Origin of the sequence: Leisingera sp. M527, from assembly GCF_025141525.1 — a bacterium.
Lineage (GTDB): Bacteria > Pseudomonadota > Alphaproteobacteria > Rhodobacterales > Rhodobacteraceae > Leisingera.
The window spans coordinates 3,790,650-3,808,031 of sequence record NZ_CP081037.1; the positions used below are offsets into that span (position 1 = coordinate 3,790,650).

The following is a 17,382-nucleotide window of genomic DNA, read 5'->3' on the forward strand; positions in this document are numbered from 1 at the left end:
TTCTCCTTATTCAGCTGGAACACTGCCACCGTTCAGCGCTGCCTTGTCAGCGGCGATGATTTCGGCCTTGGCTTCTTCGTAGGCATGATGTTCGGCGTAATCGAGACCTTGCAGTTCGACCTCAACCGGGATGCGCAGCACACCTGCGGCGGCCTGCATCTTGGCAATCAGGAAACCCGGCAGCCAGCCCAGAACACCAAACATGATCACCGCGCCAATGGTCTGACCAACCGGGTTCACGGTTGCATACCCCTCATACGGCGAGCTCGGCGCACCCCACAGCAAGAACCCTGCAAGGATCAGCCCGACAATGCCGGAGTACCCGTGTACGGCAACCGCACCAACAGCGTCATCCAGCTTAAATCTACGCTCGACCCAGTAGTGCAGCTTGTAGACGATCACGACACCAACGGCGCCAACAAGCATCGCCTGGATCGGGTGATACAGATCATTGCCCGCAGAGGCGGTAATGATCCCGGCCAGACCGCCGGAGAAGGTCCAGAACGCATCGCCTTTGGACACCACATAGGCCGCCATCAGACCGCCTGACAGCGACATCAGGAAGTTGAAGGTGATCGCAGACAACGAAGTCGGTGCCAGATAGATATTGGTTGCGGTCCAAGTGTCACCAGTCAGCAAGCCACCAATGCCTTCAGGTGAGATTACCGGAATGTTGCAGGCCGCATAAAAGCCCCAGAACCCGGAATAGATCAGGAAGATACCAATGGTCAGCATCCAGGGATTATGCGGCGGGATATCGCGCGGCGTGCCGTCAGCGGCAAACTTGCCCAGGCGCGGGCCAAGAACCATGATCACACCCAGCGCGTAACCGCCGGCAATCGCGTGGATCACACCCGATGCATAGGCATCGTGATAGCCGAGGTACTTCACCATCCAGCCTTCGGCATGCCAGCCCCAGGCCGCATCGATGATCCAGAACACCGAGCCGATCATCACCGCATGCACCCACAACGCGGATGACCGGATCCGTTCGATTACAGCGCCCGATACAATCGACGCAGCAGTCCAGGAAAACAGCAGGAACGCTGCCCAGAACACACCGGTGATCCGGTCGGACAGGTTGGTGGCCATATTCTGCGACCACGGCAAGTTTGCCGCAGCGGCCTCGTGGTTCAGGCCTCCGAAGAACGGGAAGTTCGGGAATGCCCAGTAAATCCACCAGCCGAAGAAGAAGAATGTCACCGTGACCAAGGGAATGATCATGATGTTCTTCATCAGCGTGTGCATATGGTTGCGGTGGCGGCTGGCGCCGACCTCATACATACAAAAGCCTACGTGTATGAGGAACATGAAGACAACGGTCACCCAGTAGTAGAACTCGGTGAACACCGTTGTTAACGCGTTCAGATTTCCATCCAATGTTTTGCCCTCCTGTTGGCAGTTCTCCCGGGCATTTTTTGCCTCTCGGGAATATTATTTTCATTTATTATTGTGTCTCTGGAGGTCAGACTGTCAATAATCATGTGAAAGTTTGTTCACCCTCAGAAAAGCTCAAACTGCCCTGCAAGCGCCGTATCTGCGCTCCTGCCAGCCGCCTAAAGCCTACCCTCTCAAGGGTTTAAGGCGTTCTGCCTTCATCCCCCTCACGGCAGTCTCCCAGGCCCTGGGCATTAGGCAAATGCGTGGTGCAATCGTGGATTTGCGACAGAATCAAGCGAATCTCCGGCACCGGAAGGGAGCGATTCTCCCCTGGAACAGGGCACTCTGCAGCCGTCTCCGCCACTAGCAGCCTGCCGAAAAGACCATTTCGGGCCAATCCTTGCCGCAAACCCGTTCGGAATCGGCCTTTTAAGCAAAATCTTTTTCCTGTTAGGAATAATCGTTGACACAGCGCCCCCTCTTTTGGCTAACTGGACCGGACCAATGGAACCAAATCGAGAAATTTGGTCCACCACTATCAGGGAGACATAGACGATGGCCATTATCTGGCGGACTTCAGCACTGGCTCAGCGGCACAAGGAAATCGGCGGCGAGCTGGAAGATTGGAACGGCATGGGAACCGCCTGGTTCTATGACCATACCCCTGAACGCGCTAAAGCCGACTATGAAGCGGTCCGCACCAAGGCCGGCCTTATGGACGTATCAGGCTTGAAAAAAGTCCACGTCGTGGGTGAGCACGCAGCACAGGTCATCGACCGGGTCACCACCCGCAACGTCGAAAAGATCATGCCCGGCCGCTCGACCTATGCCTCGATCTTGAACGATCAGGGCAAGTTTGTCGACGATTGCATCATCTACCGCCTGTCAGTGAACAGCTGGATGGTTGTGCATGGCACCGGAACCGGCATGGAACAGCTGAACGCGGTTGCCGCAGGCAAGAATTGCTCGGTGATCTTCGATGACAATCTGCACGACATGTCGCTGCAGGGGCCTGTCGCAGTTGATTTCCTGGCCGAATATGTCCCAGGCATCCGCGATCTGGCCTATTTCGGCATCATCCAGACCAAGCTGTTCGGCTGCCCGGTGATGATCTCCCGCACCGGCTATACCGGCGAACGCGGCTACGAGATTTTCTGCCAGTCCAAAGACGCGGTTCACCTGTGGGACAGCATCCTGAAAGAGGGCAAAGGCCTGGGCATCGTCCCGGTCCAGTTCTCGACGCTCGACCTGCTGCGCACCGAAAGCTATCTGCTGTTTTACCCGGGCGACAATTCCGAGACCTATCCGTTCGATGATGAAACCTGCGGCGACACACTGTGGGAGCTGGGTCTGGAATTCACCGTATCCCCCGGCAAGACCGGTTTCATCGGCGCCGAGAACCACTATGCCGCTGAAGGCAAGGAACGGTTCAAGATCTACGGCGTCGTGCTGACAGGCACCACCCCGGCGGATGAGGGCGCGGACCTTCTGCAAAATGGCGAAAAGGTCGGCGTGGTCACCTACGGCATGTATTCCGAGGTCAACAAGCACAACGTGGGCATCGCGCGGATGCCGGTGGCCTGCGCCAAGCCGGGCACCGAGCTGACAGTCCGCAATGGCGATGGCACCGAGATTGCAGCCACCGCTGAAGAAATGCCCTTCTACGACAAGGACAAATCGATCCGCACCGCAAAGGGCTGAGCCGGATCCGGGGCGCCCTTTCTCAGGGGGCGCCCGCTTTCGTTCACCCGGACTGCAGGAAAAGCGACCCACATGTCTAAAACCGAATTCCCCCCCTCCATCAACAGCCGCCCTGTCTATGGCGAGCTTGAAGCCCGCCCGGGCAGCGGCCACCTGATGATTGCCGACGCGGCAGGTGCCGAGGCAATCCTTGAATTGGCCAAATTCGTCGACCCGGGTTTCTGGGCCAAAGCCCATATCATCTATATCCCCAAGGGAACCGGCACCAAATTCACCAGCCAGCTGGAAGCGATTGGTGCGGGCCAGTATTATGCGGGTCCCTCCTATGAGGCCGCGCAAAGCCGCATCCGCCGTGCCCTGCAGGATTGCCACATGGGCACCCAAGTTTACCTGACCGGCACCGAAAGCCTGATGGGCCAGGCCATGGCCGAGGCCACCGCAGCCGGCATCCCGCATACCGCGATCCAGACCGAACACCGCGGCTCCACCGCACGACGCATGCAGTGCGTCCACTGCAAAGGCATCACCGAGGACGTCACCACCGACCCGTTTGAATGCAGTCACTGCGGCCTCAGCCTGTTCGTGCGCGATCACTACTCGCGCCGCCTGGCGGCCTTCCAGGGGGTGCGGGTGGATGCCGAGGATCCGGGCAACATCCCCGAAAAAGTGGAGCTGTTCAAATGAGTGCTGGCACCGCAAAACTGAATGTCACCGTGGCCGAAGTCAAACCGGTCAATGATCTTGTCACCCGATTCAAATTTGTCCGCACCGGCGGCGGCGACCTGCCCACCTTCTCGGGCGGAGCGCATACCGTGGTGGAAATGCAGGACGGCGATATCACCCGGCTCAACGCCTATTCCCTGATGTCCAATCCGGCCGATCGCGGCGCCTACACCATCTCGGTCCGCCGCGACGACCAAGGCCGCGGCGGCTCCAAATTCATGCACTCCCAGGTGAAAGAGGGCATGGAGATGGTGATCTCCAACCCGGTGAACCTGTTCTCGCTGGATCTGCGCGCCAAGAAGCATCTGATGCTGGCCGGCGGCATCGGCATCACACCCTTCATGGCCCAGATGCATCAGCTGGCAATGATGGGCGGCCAGTTTGAGCTGCACTATTCCGTGCGCAATGCCTCGCTTGGCACCTACGCCGAGGACTTGGCGGCAAAATATCCGGGCAAGGTGCACATCTATCACGACGACCAGGGCGAGGCGATCAACCTTACGACCCTGCTCGCCACCCAGCCGCTGGGCACCCATGTCTATGTCTGCGGCCCCAAGGGCATGATCAACTGGGTACACGGCACCGCATCGGAAATGGGCTGGCCGCGTGAGGCGGTGCATTCCGAGGAGTTCCTGGCCCCTGCCTCCGGTAAACCGTTTGAGGTCAAGCTGGCGGTCTCTGGCAAGGTGATCCAAGTCGGCGAGCACCAATCGCTGCTGGAAGCGATTGAGGCCGCAGGCGTCGACGCCCCCTATCTCTGCCGCGGCGGCGCCTGCGGCCAGTGCGAAACCAATGTCGTCGGCTACGACGGCAAGTTCCTGCACTACGACCATTGGCTCGACGACGAACAAAAGGCGGGCGGCAAACACATCATGCCCTGCGTGTCGCGCTTTGAAGGCAAGACACTGGTTCTGGACCGCTGAGGGAGAAAAAGATGACTATCCAATTCAACGACGAAACCTTCTACGGCGATTTCACCTTTAAGAACTCGGAATGGGCAATCAAGCGCTTCCCCTTCCCGTTTCACGAAGACAGCTACATGTATTCCGTGAACATGGAGCCGCATAAGTCTTACCGGCCCGGCTCGGTTTTCGAACGCACCTTCGATGTGGACGAGCATTACGTCTCGGAAATGAAGGACCGCGCGCGGGTGCTGGCCAACGACCCGCTGCGCTGCCAGTCGCTGCCGCATATGACCCTGGCCGGCTGGGACCTGGTTGAGCTGATCATGGAGGCCAAGGCGGCTGAATATCCTGATCTGTTTGAACTTCACAAAGACGGCAACCGCTGGCGCTGGGTCAACAAGCCGCTGGGCATCGACGACACGTTCACGTTCCTGGATGAAAGCACCCTGCCCTACGGGCCGATGGAATACATCACCCGCCAAACCCAGGGCGACTTTGCAGTGCTGGACCAGCGCGACGACAACCTGTGGATGGATGCCGGCATGGTCACCACCCAGGCGGACTGGAGCCTGGATTTCGACATCGGCATGAACTTCTTTGAGTGGCATGCGCCGGTGCCCAAGGCAAATGAAATGGGAATCTTCGTGCGCGCATTGAAGTTCCTCCTCAACATCCAGCAGGGCCAGCCGGCCCGCCGCCTGAACTGGACCATGACCGTCAATCCGCTCTTGGACACCAGCCCTGAGAATTATCACAAATGGGGCACCATGAAGCAGGAACTGACAAAGGAAAACATCGGCGAGAAGCAGCACCTTAGGGTCGAACTGCAGACCTTCTTCCGCCTGCCCCGCTCCAACGCGCTGGTGTTCCCGATCCGCTGCTACCTGATCCGGTTTGAAGATCTGGTAACGGTGCCGAAATGGGCACGCCGCCTGCACAGGGTGATCCGCGACCTGCCGGAGGAGCTGGCCACCTACAAAGGCTTCATCGACAACCGCCCGCTGATGGTGGAGTACCTGTCGCAGTTTGATGACGGCAGCCCGACCTCGGACGGTATCTGGGCAGACGACTGATTCTGAACCAACCCGGCGGGCCGTCCCTACCCCCTGTCATTCAGGCCCGCCCCACTGACTGCCGCCGCCTCTGGCCCGGCAGTTTCTTTTTGCCCGGAGATAAGCGGCGTTGCACTCCCGCCCCCGCACCAGACAGCAGGCTCCGCCTGCCCCCTGTGCAGCGTTGGGCCGGGCAGCGCGCTTCGCGCGCTGCGGGCTGTTTCGGCAACATCAGCCCCATAACGCAACCGCGCCGCGCAATGCGCGGCGCCACGCCCAACTGTGCAGGGGCATCTTCAGATGTTCCGCAGCAGGCGGGAGCGCTCCGGCTGCGGCTCAGCTCGATTGCGGATACGAAATGATCGACAGATAGCGCGCGGGCAGCTTGATCAGCTGTTCCGGCCCATGCGGCGCGTCGGCATCAAAAAACAGCGTGTCTCCAGGCTTCAACGGAAAAACCTTGTCGCCATGCCGGTAATCCACCTCACCTTCCAGCATATAAAGCAATTCAACGCCATCATGCTGGAAGGTCGGGAAGACATCCGACTCTTCGGTCAGGGAGATCATGTAAGGCTCCACCAAAACACCCGAGGCATTGGCGCCCAGATGCCCCAGCAGCTGATACTGATGGCCCGCCCGCGTTCCGGCACGCTCGGTCTCGACGCCTTCGCCCGACCTGGTATGCACCGCTTCGCGGGTTTCCTCGAAACGGCGGAAGAAAGATGTGATCGGAACGCTCAGCGCGTTGGCCAGCAATTGCAGCGTGGTCAGCGACGGGGATGTATTGCCGTTCTCGATCTTTGACAGCATTCCGATCGACAGCCCGGTCAGCGTGGCCAGATCGGCCACAGTGATCCCCTGCTGGCGCCGGAACGACCGGACCTCGCGGCCAATCGCTACTTCCAGAACTTTTTCCGCGCCGTCGCGGACCCGATGCGGATCTTGAGAAAGGTTATTTGCCACTGCGTCGCTATCGTCTTTGGGTTTAGCCACTGTGTTATCTTCCTTATGGACGGCCTCTGACAAGCGCGCAGCGGGCGATACGCAAAAACTTTTCCGGACGCAAGAAACCACGCGAAAATTATTTTACTGACATTACCACTTTTTCCCAAGCCCTCACCGTCACAGGAAAGAAAATTGTTGCTGTGCAACCCAGCTGAACAATAACGCTGACAAGGAAACCCGGACCATCCGGCCCGGGCATTCAATCGCCAGCTTTCCGGATCTCCCAATCTTCAGTCATCCAGCAGCAGTAAACAGGCGCCAAGAACCTTGCGCGTGCCGTCAAACACCACTGGTTTTTCGCCGCGCCAACGGCTGGCATGGCGGTGGCCGACCGGCCAGCCGGAGGTCAGGCTGCGAAGGGTTTCACCGGTCTCCGCTGCGATCCGGCCCACCCGGGTTTTCAGATTGGCATGAAAAGTATCCCGGTGCAGTGCTTCCATCCGCAGATGAAACAGAGATGACCGGCTGCGCGGCGCGATTTGCATGGCGTCCACCTGCTCTTCCGCTCCGGCCCAAATCGCCAATGCACGGGCTTGCAGCCGTTCGGCCTTTTCCGACGCACCTGCCCGGAACTGCAGCACCGCCAAATTGGCAACCGCCGCCGAACGGCGCAGATCATCTGCCGCAAAGGCAACCCGCGCCACAAGATCCGCCAAGCGGAACAGCTTCACCGCCTTGCGCGGGCGGTCACGCCCAGCCTCAGCCAGCGCCCTCTCCATCAGCCGCTCCCAGATCAGATCGGCGCGGGACCATCCCGCTTCGCGCGCGACCCGCATTTCCGCGTCAGGCTTAAAGCCCCAGATACGCGGCCCGGACGTGTTCATTGCCGTGAAGCTCATCTGCTGGCCCCTCCATTGCTGCATTTCCCGTTTCCAGAACATAGGCGTAATCGGCCAATTCCAACGCCAGTTCGGCGTTCTGCTCAACCAGCACCACCGACAATCCGTTGGCGTTGATCTCCTCGACGATCCGGGCGATTTCCTCGACAATCACCGGTGCCAATCCCATCGAAGGCTCATCCATCAGCAAAAGCCGCGGCTTGGACATCAGTGCGCGGCCAATCGCCAGCATCTGCTGCTCACCCCCGGACATTGTCTTGGCCATCTGTGTGCGACGCTCGCGCAGGCGCGGGAAGCGGCTGAAGACATCTTCCAGATCCTCCTCCACTCCATCCGTATCCTTGCGCAAAAACGCCCCGGTGCGCAGGTTTTCCTCCACTGTCATATCGGGGAAGATCCGCCGCCCCTCCGGCACATGGGCGATGCCGTGTGCCACCACCTTATGCGCGGGCAGATGGTCGATCCGCTTGCCCTCAAACGTGATCTCGCCCGCAATGATCGGCATCATCCCCGACATCGCCCGCAGGGTGGTGGTCTTGCCCGCCCCGTTGCCGCCGATGATGGTGACGATCTTGCCCTCCGGCACCGCAACCGAGATGTTCCGGATCGCGTTGATCTTGCCGTAGTTGACAGCAATGTTCTTCATCTCAAGCAACATGGCGTGCGCCTCCCAAATAGGCCTCAATCACCGCCGGATGGTTGCGGATCTCCTGCGGGCCGCCTTCGGCCAGAAACTTGCCAAAACTCATGCAGGTGATGTTGTCGCACAGCCCCATGATCGCCTGCATGTCATGTTCAACGATCAGGATGGTGATCCCGTCCGCCTTCAGCCGTTCCATCAGATCCATCATCTGCCGGGTCTCTTCCGGGTTCATGCCGGTGAACGGCTCGTCCAGCAGGATCACATCCGGATGGCTGGCATAGGCCACCGCCATGCCCAGCGCCCGCTGGTGACCATGACTCAAGTCGCCCGCGCGCTCGTGCATCACATGATCCAGGCCGAAGAACTCTAGCGCCTCCTTGGCGCGCGCCTCAGCACCACTGCGGTCCTCGTGGTCCCAGCCGATGATCGCGGCAAAGATATTGGGGCGGAACGGCATATGGGTGCCGACCAGCGCATTCTCCAGCACCGTCAGCTCGGCAAACAGCGTCGAGTGCTGAAACGTCCGCACCACCCCGCGCCGCGCAACCTCGTGCATTTGCAGGCCGGAGATATCTTCACCACGCAGCAGCACCTGGCCCTCGGTGGGCTTATAAAACCCCGAGATCATGTTGAACGTCGTGGTTTTGCCCGCCCCGTTCGGGCCGATCAGCCCGTGGATGGTACCGTGTTCCACCTTGAACGACAGGCTGTCCACCGCTGTCAGGCCGCCAAACCGCATGGTCAGGTCTTTGACCTCAAGAAAATCAGTCATTCTGCCGGCCTCCGTTCCGGCGCGCCGCCCGCGGCACGTCTCTGGGTGAACTTCTGCACGATGCTTTCCAGCCCGTTGGGCAGGAACAGGATCGACAGGATCATGATGGCGCCATAGATCAGCGGCCGCATCTGCTCGAGGCCCAGCTCACGCAGCACAACCTCGTTGATCACCGTCAGCACCACGCAGCCCAGGATCGGGCCGTAGAATGTCGCGGTGCCGCCAACAATCGCCCAGGTCAGCACATAGACCATCAGATCAATATCAAAGGCGTTGGGATTAATGGTGCCAATGTAATGCGCCAGCAGCGCACCCGAGATGCCGGCAAAGCCCGAGGCAATGGCAAAGGCCAGCGTCCGGTAGGCCCGCACATTCACGCCCGAGGCCTGCGCCAGCTTGTCTTGCCAATGCACCGCATGGAAGGTCAGACCAACCGGCGATTTCTCAATCCGCCACAAGATCCACAGGCAGACCGCCACAATGACGCCTGCGAAATAGTAGTAGGATGTCGGTTCAAAGAAATCGAACTGATAGAATCCGACCGAGAAATCCGGCATCGGGTCGATCCCCTTGATCCCTTTGGCGCCGCCAAACGGATCGCGGAAGCGCTTCCACAGCAGGCGGATGATTTCACCCGCTGCAAACGATCCGATCAGGAAGTAAAACCCCTTCATCCGGAACAGCGGGAAGGACAGCAGCACCGCAATCAGCGCCGCAATCACCCCGCCCAGCAGCATCGAAACCGGCACATAAACGCCCAGCTTCTTGGTCAGCAGCGCCGAGGAGTAGGCCCCAACCCCCATGATCACCACATGCCCCAGCGACCATTCGCCGGTCAGCGTCAGCAGCCGGTAGCTGGCAACCAGCAGCACATTGATGGTCAGGAACACCAGGATTTCCTGCTGCGAAAAGCTAAGGCCATGCGGCAGGGCAATCAAAGCGGCCAGCGCCGCGATCCATATCAGGAACTTAGGCACGGTCCGCACTCCCAAACAATCCGGTGGGCTTCACGATCAGCACAACCAGCATCAGCGACAGACCAACGATGTCAGCCAGCACACCATCATAGAAGGTGGTCACAAACGTATGCACCAGCGCATAAGCGACCGAGGCGACAATGGCGCCTTCCAGCGAGCCGACCCCGCCGACGATGATGACGATAAAGGCGGTGACGATCACCGAATGGCCCATATGCGGGTTGACCGAAACCAGCGGCGCGGTCAGCGCGCCTGCAATCCCGGCCAGGCCCGCCCCGATGAACATGGCAATCCGCGCAGTCATGGTGATTGAAATCCCCTGCAGCGCCGCGGCTTCAGGATCCTGGGCTGATGCGCGCAGTGCCCAGCCGAACTTGGTCCGCTTCAAAAAGTACCAAAGCGCCGACAGCAGCACGATTGCGGCAATGATCACATAGAGCCGCGCCACCGGCAGCCGCACCTTGTCACTGAACACAATGACCTCTTGGGTTACCGGTGGAATATGCACCATCCGCACGCCGAACCCCATCACCGCCAGCGCCTGCAGGATCATCAGAAACCCGATTGAGGCGACCAGCCCGCCCAAGGGATTGTCCTTCAACGGCCGGAACAGTGCCTTTTCCATCAACAGGCCCAGACAGCCCACAAACAACAGGCCAATGGCAACTGCGATAAAGAACGGCACGTGCAGCTCTGCATAAAGCGCCACAATCGCATAAGCGCCCGCCATGAACAGTTCGCCATGGGCAAAGTTGATCACCCCCATGACGCCAAAAATCAGCACAAGCCCCACGGCAACAAGGGAAATATAGCTCGCAGCATACACGGCGTTCAGGCCGGTCTGCGCCAGAAGGTCCAGCATTGGATTGTCTCTTTAATCAGTCGGTCTGCGGCGCGAGGATCTGCCCCCCGCCGCGGGATTGCCTGCCTGAAAGATCAGCTGCGCTGATCCCACATCTGGTCATAGGCCTGCATATGCTTGATCAGCAGATCGCCATGTTTTGCGTACCAGTCCGGGATCGAACGGAATTCCTTGATCCGGGCCTTGCCGCTCTCAATCGCCACCACAGGCCAGTCGCCAACCAGCGCGTTGTCGATGCCGAACAGCTCGGTGCCCCACCACTCCGCATCGCCAAAGGCATGCTTGCCCTTGCCCTCTTTCATCGCAGCCGCCACGGCATCCGGGCTGGCCGATCCTGCCTTCTCCGCTGCAGCCCTCCACAGATCCATGATCGAGGCATACTCCCAGCTCACAGCCCCCCATTGGCCCGGGTGGCGGGTGTTGAACTCCTCATAGAACCCATTCGGATCGGTAAAGTTTATGTTGTCGCCATTCAGCGCCGGATCATCGAAATCCGGGAACTGGAAGACAAACCCTTCCATGAACTCTTCCGAGGTCTTGGCGATCATCTGGTCATAGAAATCCGCAGTGCAGGAAATGATCTGCCCCTTGAACCCTTGCTGGAACAGCTGCTCGGCAATGGGATGCACGTAATCACTGTAGCAGGTGTCGAGGCAGACAATATCCGGGTCCTTACTGATCAGACGGGTGACAACCGGCGCAAAATCGGTGGTGGCAGGGTCAAACAGCAGCGGTTCATCCAGCATTTCAATGCCCGCGGCCTCAAACGCCGCCAGATAGGTCGCAACCGAGGGCAGGCCAAGCGCATCATCCTGCGCGCACATCACCGCGGTTTTCAGGTCCGGCTTGTTCTCGGCCAGCCACTCCACCCCGGTCACATTGTAAATCGGGTGCACCTCAGCCGGTGCAATCAGCGTGTTGGAATCGGGTGACAAATCCGATGGCAGCAGGGTCGAGAACAGCATCCCGGTCTTGTCCGCCACCGGCTGCACACCGGGCCAGGTGTCGCCGCCCAGCATCATGATAAAGCTGACACCGTCCTCGCGGATCAGCTTGGTGGCCCCGGTGCGCGCCTTGGCCGGGTCGTATTCGTTGTCATAAGACACAAACTCGACGTTATAGCTGCTATCGCCCAGCTTGATGCCGCCCGCGGCATTCACCCGCTCAGCCCAAATCTGGCAGCCGTCCAAGCCGGGTTTGCCCCAGGCTGCCACAGCTCCGGTCAGCGGCGCCAGGAAACCGATCTTGATGGTGCTGCCTGCGGCCAAGGACGCGGCCGGCAGGCCGGCACTCATCGCGGTAACCGCCGTCGACTTAAGGAACGTCCTCCGGGTCAGCCCCGATTTCACGATCTTGGAAATCATTTTCTTCTCCCATGTTGGACCCGCCTGTTTTTACGGCGGTGTTTTCAGCAGGATGCGGCCGCTGTCTTCAGCGCCCCTTGATTTCAGCTCAACACGGCTGAACCAATTGGGATAAATTGGCCCCATCCTGGACCAAGGCTAGCAGCGAGTTGGTTCACCGCAAAGAAATTTTCTTTCATGCAACGGACCAAAAAGGCACCAATACAAGACCATTCGCTCAGATATACGGCAAAGCAGATCCTGAAAACGACACAAAAACATGACCTTGCGGCACATGTTATTCGAGCACGCCCTCAACCAATTTAAGAACCAATTTTTTCAACTTTCTTGCCGCCGGACTTAAGAATCGTTAGCCTTAAGACCAATCCCAGCTGTGTCAGACGGTTGCATTGAGGCCGCCAAAACGGGTAACTGCACATCTGTCACAGCGATCAGGCGCAGGGGATTCCCCCGCCCATCCGGCCCGGAAAAAACAGACCATGAGCTCAGCGGAAGACACCACCTCGCAAATCCTGACCACCCATTCGGTTGGTGCCACGGTGCAAGTCGTGATCGACACTCTGTTTGCACGTATCAAGGCGGGCACCTACCCGGTGGACACCCGGCTGCCGTCAGAACGCACCCTGGCCTCGGAGCTGGGCGTTGCCCGCAATACTGTGCGCGAAGCACTGGACGTTCTGGCCAGCCAGGACGTGATCCATCGCCGCCCCGGGTCCGGCAGCTTTGTCAAATTCCGCTCTGATCCCAAACCCGAAACCACTTATTCGTCACTGGCCAAAGAAGTTTCGCCGCTTGACCACTTGGTGGTGCGCGGCATTCTGGAGCCGGAACTGGTGCGCCTTGCAGTGATCAACATGACCCCGCGGCAAATCGAGGAGCTGGACCAGATCCTCTCGCGCGTCGAAGCGGTCCGCACTGATCCGGGGGAATTCATCGAGGCTGAGGAGGATCTCTACCGCAAGATTGCCGAGGGTACCGGCAACCCGCTGCTGCACTCCTGCTACGAGCTGACAATCGAGGCCTGCCGCCTGTCCTACCGTACTGCGCTGCGCCGTCGCCATCTGACGCCGCAACGGATGCAAGAATACCAGAAACGCTACAACACGCTGTTCAACGCCATCGCCTCACGCGATGTGGAATCCGCGGTTGAATTCATCAAGCTGCACCTGATCGACGAGCAGAAGCTGCTGCTGCAGGAAGTCTAAGCCCGGCCGGTCTTCCGCCCGCTCAGCCCTTCACTGCGCGTGAGCTGACCTCGCTGCCCGGCGCACCGCTTTCCAGCCGCTGGTGCCACAGCTGCCCCAATGCCGCCATTTCGGATTTCAGCAAGGCGGAATGCTGCGCGAGCCAATCGGGGATCGATTTAAATCCGGCAATCCGCGCCTTGCCTTCCTGAATGGTCACGACAGGCCAATCGCCAACCAAGGCATTGGAAATACCGAAAATATCCTCGCCCCACCATTCCGCATGGCCAAACGCGTGGGTGACATGCCCCAGCTGTTTCATCGCGGCCAGCACCGATGGGGGTTCGACGGAACCAGCCTTCTCCACCGCGCTGTGCCAGATGTCGAGGATCGCCACATACTCCCAGCTGACCGCCGACCAGCTGCCTGGGAAACGGCGGTTGTATTCCTCAAAAAACACATGCGGGCGGTTAAAGAAAAACGCCTTTTCCCGCAGCAGCGGATCGTCAAAATCCGGAAACTGGAAAACCACGCCCTCCATGAATTCGGGCGACGTCCGTTCCACCAGTTGATCATAGCCATCCATGGTGCAGCTGATAATCTGCCCCTTGAACCCTTTGGCATAGGCATATTCGGTCATCGCATGCACCATGGGCGCATAAGACGAGCACCAGCACAGGATATCGGCGCAGCTCTCCAGCATCGGGTCCACCACCGGCCCCGGATCGCTGGAACCCGGATCATACTGCACCTCGCGCAGGATCGTTTTGCCTGCCGCCTTGAACGCCGCGCGGTAGACCGCCTGTGACGGCATCCCCAGCAGATCCGCCTGGCTGCATAAGGCCACGGTTTTCAAACCCGGTTTATTTTCCGCCAGCCAGGCTACGCCGGTCACATTCTGGATCGGGTGCGCTTCGCTGGGCGCGATCAGATAGGGCGTATCGGGCGACAAATCGGATGGCAGCAGCGTCGAGGTCAGCACCTTGTTGCGCATCAGAAATTCGCGCACCGGCGCAAAGGTATCGCCGCCCAGCATCAGCATAAGCTTCACCTTATGCTTCTGTACCAGTTCCACCGCGCCCTCCAGCGAACGTTCCGGGTCATATCCGCAATCGTAGGAATGGATGCGGATCGGGTAGCGGCGGCCGCCAATCAGCACCCCGCCCGCCTTGTTCAGCCCGTCTTCCCAGATCCGGCAGCCGTTCAGCCCTGGCAGCCCCCAGCTCTCCACCCGACCCGAAAGCGGGCCAAGAAAGCCGATATTCACTGATTCTGTCATTCCCACCGACAGCCGCGGCAGCGCCGCGCGGGCCGTCAGCTGGTGTACAAAACTGGTCGTCTTCATGGCTTGAATCCTAACAACAATTCACTGCTTCGCCAGTCCCATCAGAGAAAAAACATATTCCCTCCGTGAAAATATGTTGACTCGGCAGTGCAATTTTGGACCTAATTGGATCAGACCAAAAGAACCAAACCACAATATTGGTCCGTACCAATGGGAGAGCCACATGACAAAGAAACGTATCGCCATCATCGGCGCCGGCCCCTCCGGCCTGGCCCAGCTGCGCGCATTCCAGTCCGCCGCCAACAAGGGCGAAGAAATCCCGGAGATCGTCTGCTTTGAAAAGCAGGACAACTGGGGCGGGCTGTGGAACTACACTTGGCGCACCGGCCTGGATGACAACGGCGAACCGGTGCATTGCTCGATGTACCGCTACCTGTGGTCCAACGGACCAAAGGAAGGCCTGGAATTTGCCGACTATTCCTTTGAGGAGCATTTCGGCAAGCAAATCGCATCCTACCCACCGCGCGCTGTACTGTTCGACTACATCAAAGGCCGGGTGGAAAAAGCCGACGTGCGCAAGTGGATCCGCTTCAGCTCGCCGATCCGCTGGGTCGAATACAATGAGGACGCGGGCAATTTCACCGTCACCGTGCACGACCACGCCAAGGACAGCACCTACAAGGAAGACTTCGATCACGTTATTTGTGCATCGGGCCATTTTTCGACCCCGAATGTGCCGTTCTATCCGGGTTTTGACACCTTCAACGGCCGCGTGCTGCACGCCCACGACTTCCGCGACGCGCGCGAGTTCAAGGGCAAGGACATCCTGATCCTCGGCGCCTCTTACTCGGCCGAAGACATCGGCTCGCAGTGCTGGAAATACGGCGCCAAATCGATCACAACCTCCTACCGCTCTGCTCCGATGGGCTTCAAATGGCCGGACAACTGGGACGAGGTTCCGGCGCTGGAGTCGGTCAACGGCAACACCGCAACTTTCGCGGACGGTACCCAAAAGGAAGTTGACGCGATCATCCTTTGCACCGGCTACAAGCATTTCTTCAGCTTCCTGCCGGACGATCTGCGCTTGAAAACTGCCAACCGCCTTGCCTCGGCTGACCTCTATAAGGGCGTGGTTTTTGCCCATAACCCCAAGATGTTCTATCTGGGCATGCAGGATCAGTGGTTCACTTTCAATATGTTCGACGCCCAGGCCTGGTGGGTCCGCGATGCGATCATGGGCAAGATCGAAATCCCCGCGGACAAGGCAACCCTGCTGGCCGACGTGAAGGAGCGTGAAGCGCGCGAAGAAGCCTCGGATGATGTTAAATACGCGATCAAATACCAGGGCGACTATGTGCTGGAGCTGATCGAAGAGACAGACTACCCGACCTTCGACGTGGCCGGCGCATGCCAGGCGTTCTATGAATGGAAGGGGCACAAGGCCGAAGACATCATGGCTTTCCGCAACCATTCCTACAAATCGGTCATCACCGGCACCATGGCGCCGGTCCACCACACACCGTGGAAGGACGCCTTGGACGACTCGCTGGAGGCCTACCTGCAGAACTAGGATCTGCTTGCTTTGGCAGATCCGCCTGCGCCGTTTTCCTTCCTGGGCGGCGCAGGCACCTTTCGCCGCTGTGCGAATCCCTCTTCGCAAGCTAATATCCACCTTATGCAGCGCGATAATACCATGACACTTGGCTTCCTGATTTTCCCGGGCTTTCCAATGGCCTGCCTGACCTCGGCTATCGAGCCTTTGCGGGCGGCGAATGAAATTGCCGGCACTGAAACCTTTCACTGGAAACTGGTCTCGGAAACCGGCGCCAGCGTGAACGCCTCTGCCAATGTGGCCTTTCAGCCTGACTGCGCCCTGGATCAGGCCGATGACATCGACACGCTGTTTCTACTGTCCAGTCCGCAAGGCAAGTTCGATGACCCCAAAGGCTCCAACGGCAAGCTCCGCCACCTGGCCCGCCACGGCACCACCATGGGTGCGGTCTCGGGCGGAGTGTTCCCGCTCGCGCGTTCCGGCCTGCTCGACGGGCACAGCTGCTCGGTCCACTGGTGCTACAAGGCCGCCTTCAGCGCCGAATTCCCGTCGCTTGCCACCGTCGACGATGTAATCGTTCTGGACCGCCGCCGCTTTACCGCCAGCGGTGCTGCGGCAATGTTCGACCTCTCGCTCAAACTGATCGAGCAGACCATGGGCGACGCGGTGATGACCGAGGTTGCCTGCTGGTTTCAGCACCCGATGGTCCGGGCCGAGGGCGTGCGTCAGAAGATCCCCGCCTTTAAGACCGACAGCACCGCCGACAGCCTGCCGCCGCCAGTGGCCAAGGCAGTGGAGCTTTTTGCCGACAATCTGGAGCATCCGGTGTCGATCCGCGACGCCGCCAGCGAAATCGGCGTCTCCCCGCGGCAGCTGGAACGCAGCTTCAAATCCGCCACCGGGCAAAGCCCCGCAATCTATTACCGTACACTGCGGATGAACGCGGCCCGGCAGCTGGTGATGTACTCCCGGGATTCCATTACCTCGATCGCCAATGCAGTTGGATATGCCACATCCTCGACCCTATCGCAGCACTACCGCGACAGTTTTGGCGTCACTCCGCAAGAGGAGCGTCGCAAGGTGAACCTGTTCCGGGTCCAGGACAACCGCCCAATTCCTTCAGCCTAGCGGCCCCTCT

The 17,382-nt window shown here is 59.4% G+C and carries 16 protein-coding genes; 7 read left to right on the top strand and 9 right to left on the bottom strand.

The window, feature by feature from the left end:
* Window positions 1-6 precede the first annotated feature (6 nt).
* Complete coding sequence (locus tag K3555_RS18710) at window positions 7-1,380, bottom strand: ammonium transporter (RefSeq protein WP_259988097.1); 1,374 nt, start codon at window positions 1,378-1,380, stop codon at window positions 7-9.
* Window positions 1,381-1,935: 555 nt separating this feature from the next.
* Here K3555_RS18710 and K3555_RS18715 point away from each other — a divergent pair.
* The 4 genes from K3555_RS18715 to K3555_RS18730 all read left to right on the top strand — a co-directional run bounded on the left by K3555_RS18715 (window position 1,936) and on the right by K3555_RS18730 (window position 5,782).
* Complete coding sequence (locus tag K3555_RS18715; protein WP_259988099.1) at window positions 1,936-3,081, top strand: aminomethyltransferase family protein; 1,146 nt, start codon at window positions 1,936-1,938, stop codon at window positions 3,079-3,081.
* A gap of 72 nt (window positions 3,082-3,153) precedes the next feature.
* Window positions 3,154-3,765 (top strand): dimethylamine monooxygenase subunit DmmA family protein, encoded by a 612-nt coding sequence (locus K3555_RS18720; protein WP_259988101.1) that lies wholly within the window; start codon window positions 3,154-3,156, stop codon window positions 3,763-3,765.
* A complete protein-coding gene (locus K3555_RS18725) occupies window positions 3,762-4,727 on the top strand; it encodes a PDR/VanB family oxidoreductase (protein ID WP_260006609.1) in 966 nt (321 codons plus the stop codon). Before K3555_RS18720 ends, K3555_RS18725 begins: the two co-directional genes overlap by 4 nt.
* An 11-nt stretch (window positions 4,728-4,738) precedes the next feature.
* Window positions 4,739-5,782, top strand: a complete 1,044-nt coding sequence (locus K3555_RS18730; RefSeq protein WP_260006610.1) for a DUF3445 domain-containing protein — start codon at window positions 4,739-4,741, stop codon at window positions 5,780-5,782.
* Window positions 5,783-6,097: 315 nt separating this feature from the next.
* Here K3555_RS18730 and K3555_RS18735 read toward each other — a convergent pair whose 3' ends face one another.
* The 7 genes from K3555_RS18735 to K3555_RS18765 form a co-directional block, all read right to left on the bottom strand.
* Complete coding sequence (locus K3555_RS18735; protein ID WP_129372311.1) at window positions 6,098-6,754, bottom strand: XRE family transcriptional regulator; 657 nt, start codon at window positions 6,752-6,754, stop codon at window positions 6,098-6,100.
* Between the two features lie 242 nt (window positions 6,755-6,996).
* The gene (locus K3555_RS18740; protein WP_260006611.1) at window positions 6,997-7,605 is read right to left on the bottom strand and encodes a tetratricopeptide repeat protein; all 609 of its coding nucleotides are present in this window, start codon (window positions 7,603-7,605) and stop codon (window positions 6,997-6,999) included.
* The gene (locus tag K3555_RS18745; RefSeq protein WP_260006612.1) at window positions 7,556-8,263 is read right to left on the bottom strand and encodes an ABC transporter ATP-binding protein; all 708 of its coding nucleotides are present in this window, start codon (window positions 8,261-8,263) and stop codon (window positions 7,556-7,558) included. The genes K3555_RS18740 and K3555_RS18745 overlap by 50 nt, the downstream gene beginning before the upstream one ends.
* The gene (locus K3555_RS18750; protein WP_259988112.1) at window positions 8,253-9,020 is read right to left on the bottom strand and encodes an ABC transporter ATP-binding protein; all 768 of its coding nucleotides are present in this window, start codon (window positions 9,018-9,020) and stop codon (window positions 8,253-8,255) included. Before K3555_RS18750 ends, K3555_RS18745 begins: the two co-directional genes overlap by 11 nt.
* On the bottom strand, window positions 9,017-9,997 hold the full coding sequence (locus tag K3555_RS18755) for a branched-chain amino acid ABC transporter permease (RefSeq protein WP_260006613.1): 981 nt from the start codon (window positions 9,995-9,997) through the stop codon (window positions 9,017-9,019). Before K3555_RS18755 ends, K3555_RS18750 begins: the two co-directional genes overlap by 4 nt.
* Window positions 9,990-10,859, bottom strand: a complete 870-nt coding sequence (locus tag K3555_RS18760) for a branched-chain amino acid ABC transporter permease (protein WP_259988116.1) — start codon at window positions 10,857-10,859, stop codon at window positions 9,990-9,992. The genes K3555_RS18755 and K3555_RS18760 overlap by 8 nt, the downstream gene beginning before the upstream one ends.
* Before the next feature lie 74 nt (window positions 10,860-10,933).
* Window positions 10,934-12,223, bottom strand: coding sequence for an ABC transporter substrate-binding protein (locus K3555_RS18765; RefSeq protein WP_260006614.1), 1,290 nt, complete (start codon window positions 12,221-12,223; stop codon window positions 10,934-10,936).
* A 479-nt stretch (window positions 12,224-12,702) separates the two neighbouring features.
* On the opposite strand from K3555_RS18765, the gene K3555_RS18770 reads away from it, so the two are divergent.
* A complete protein-coding gene (locus tag K3555_RS18770) occupies window positions 12,703-13,428 on the top strand; it encodes a FadR/GntR family transcriptional regulator (protein ID WP_259988120.1) in 726 nt (241 codons plus the stop codon).
* Window positions 13,429-13,450: 22 nt separating this feature from the next.
* Here K3555_RS18770 and K3555_RS18775 read toward each other — a convergent pair whose 3' ends face one another.
* Window positions 13,451-14,752, bottom strand: coding sequence for an ABC transporter substrate-binding protein (locus K3555_RS18775; protein ID WP_260006615.1), 1,302 nt, complete (start codon window positions 14,750-14,752; stop codon window positions 13,451-13,453).
* A gap of 163 nt (window positions 14,753-14,915) precedes the next feature.
* Between K3555_RS18775 and K3555_RS18780 the strand changes: the two genes are divergently transcribed.
* Window positions 14,916-16,262, top strand: a complete 1,347-nt coding sequence (locus K3555_RS18780) for an NAD(P)-binding domain-containing protein (protein WP_260006616.1) — start codon at window positions 14,916-14,918, stop codon at window positions 16,260-16,262.
* A 105-nt stretch (window positions 16,263-16,367) separates the two neighbouring features.
* Window positions 16,368-17,372, top strand: coding sequence for a GlxA family transcriptional regulator (locus K3555_RS18785; protein WP_260006617.1), 1,005 nt, complete (start codon window positions 16,368-16,370; stop codon window positions 17,370-17,372).
* Window positions 17,373-17,382 lie beyond the last annotated feature (10 nt).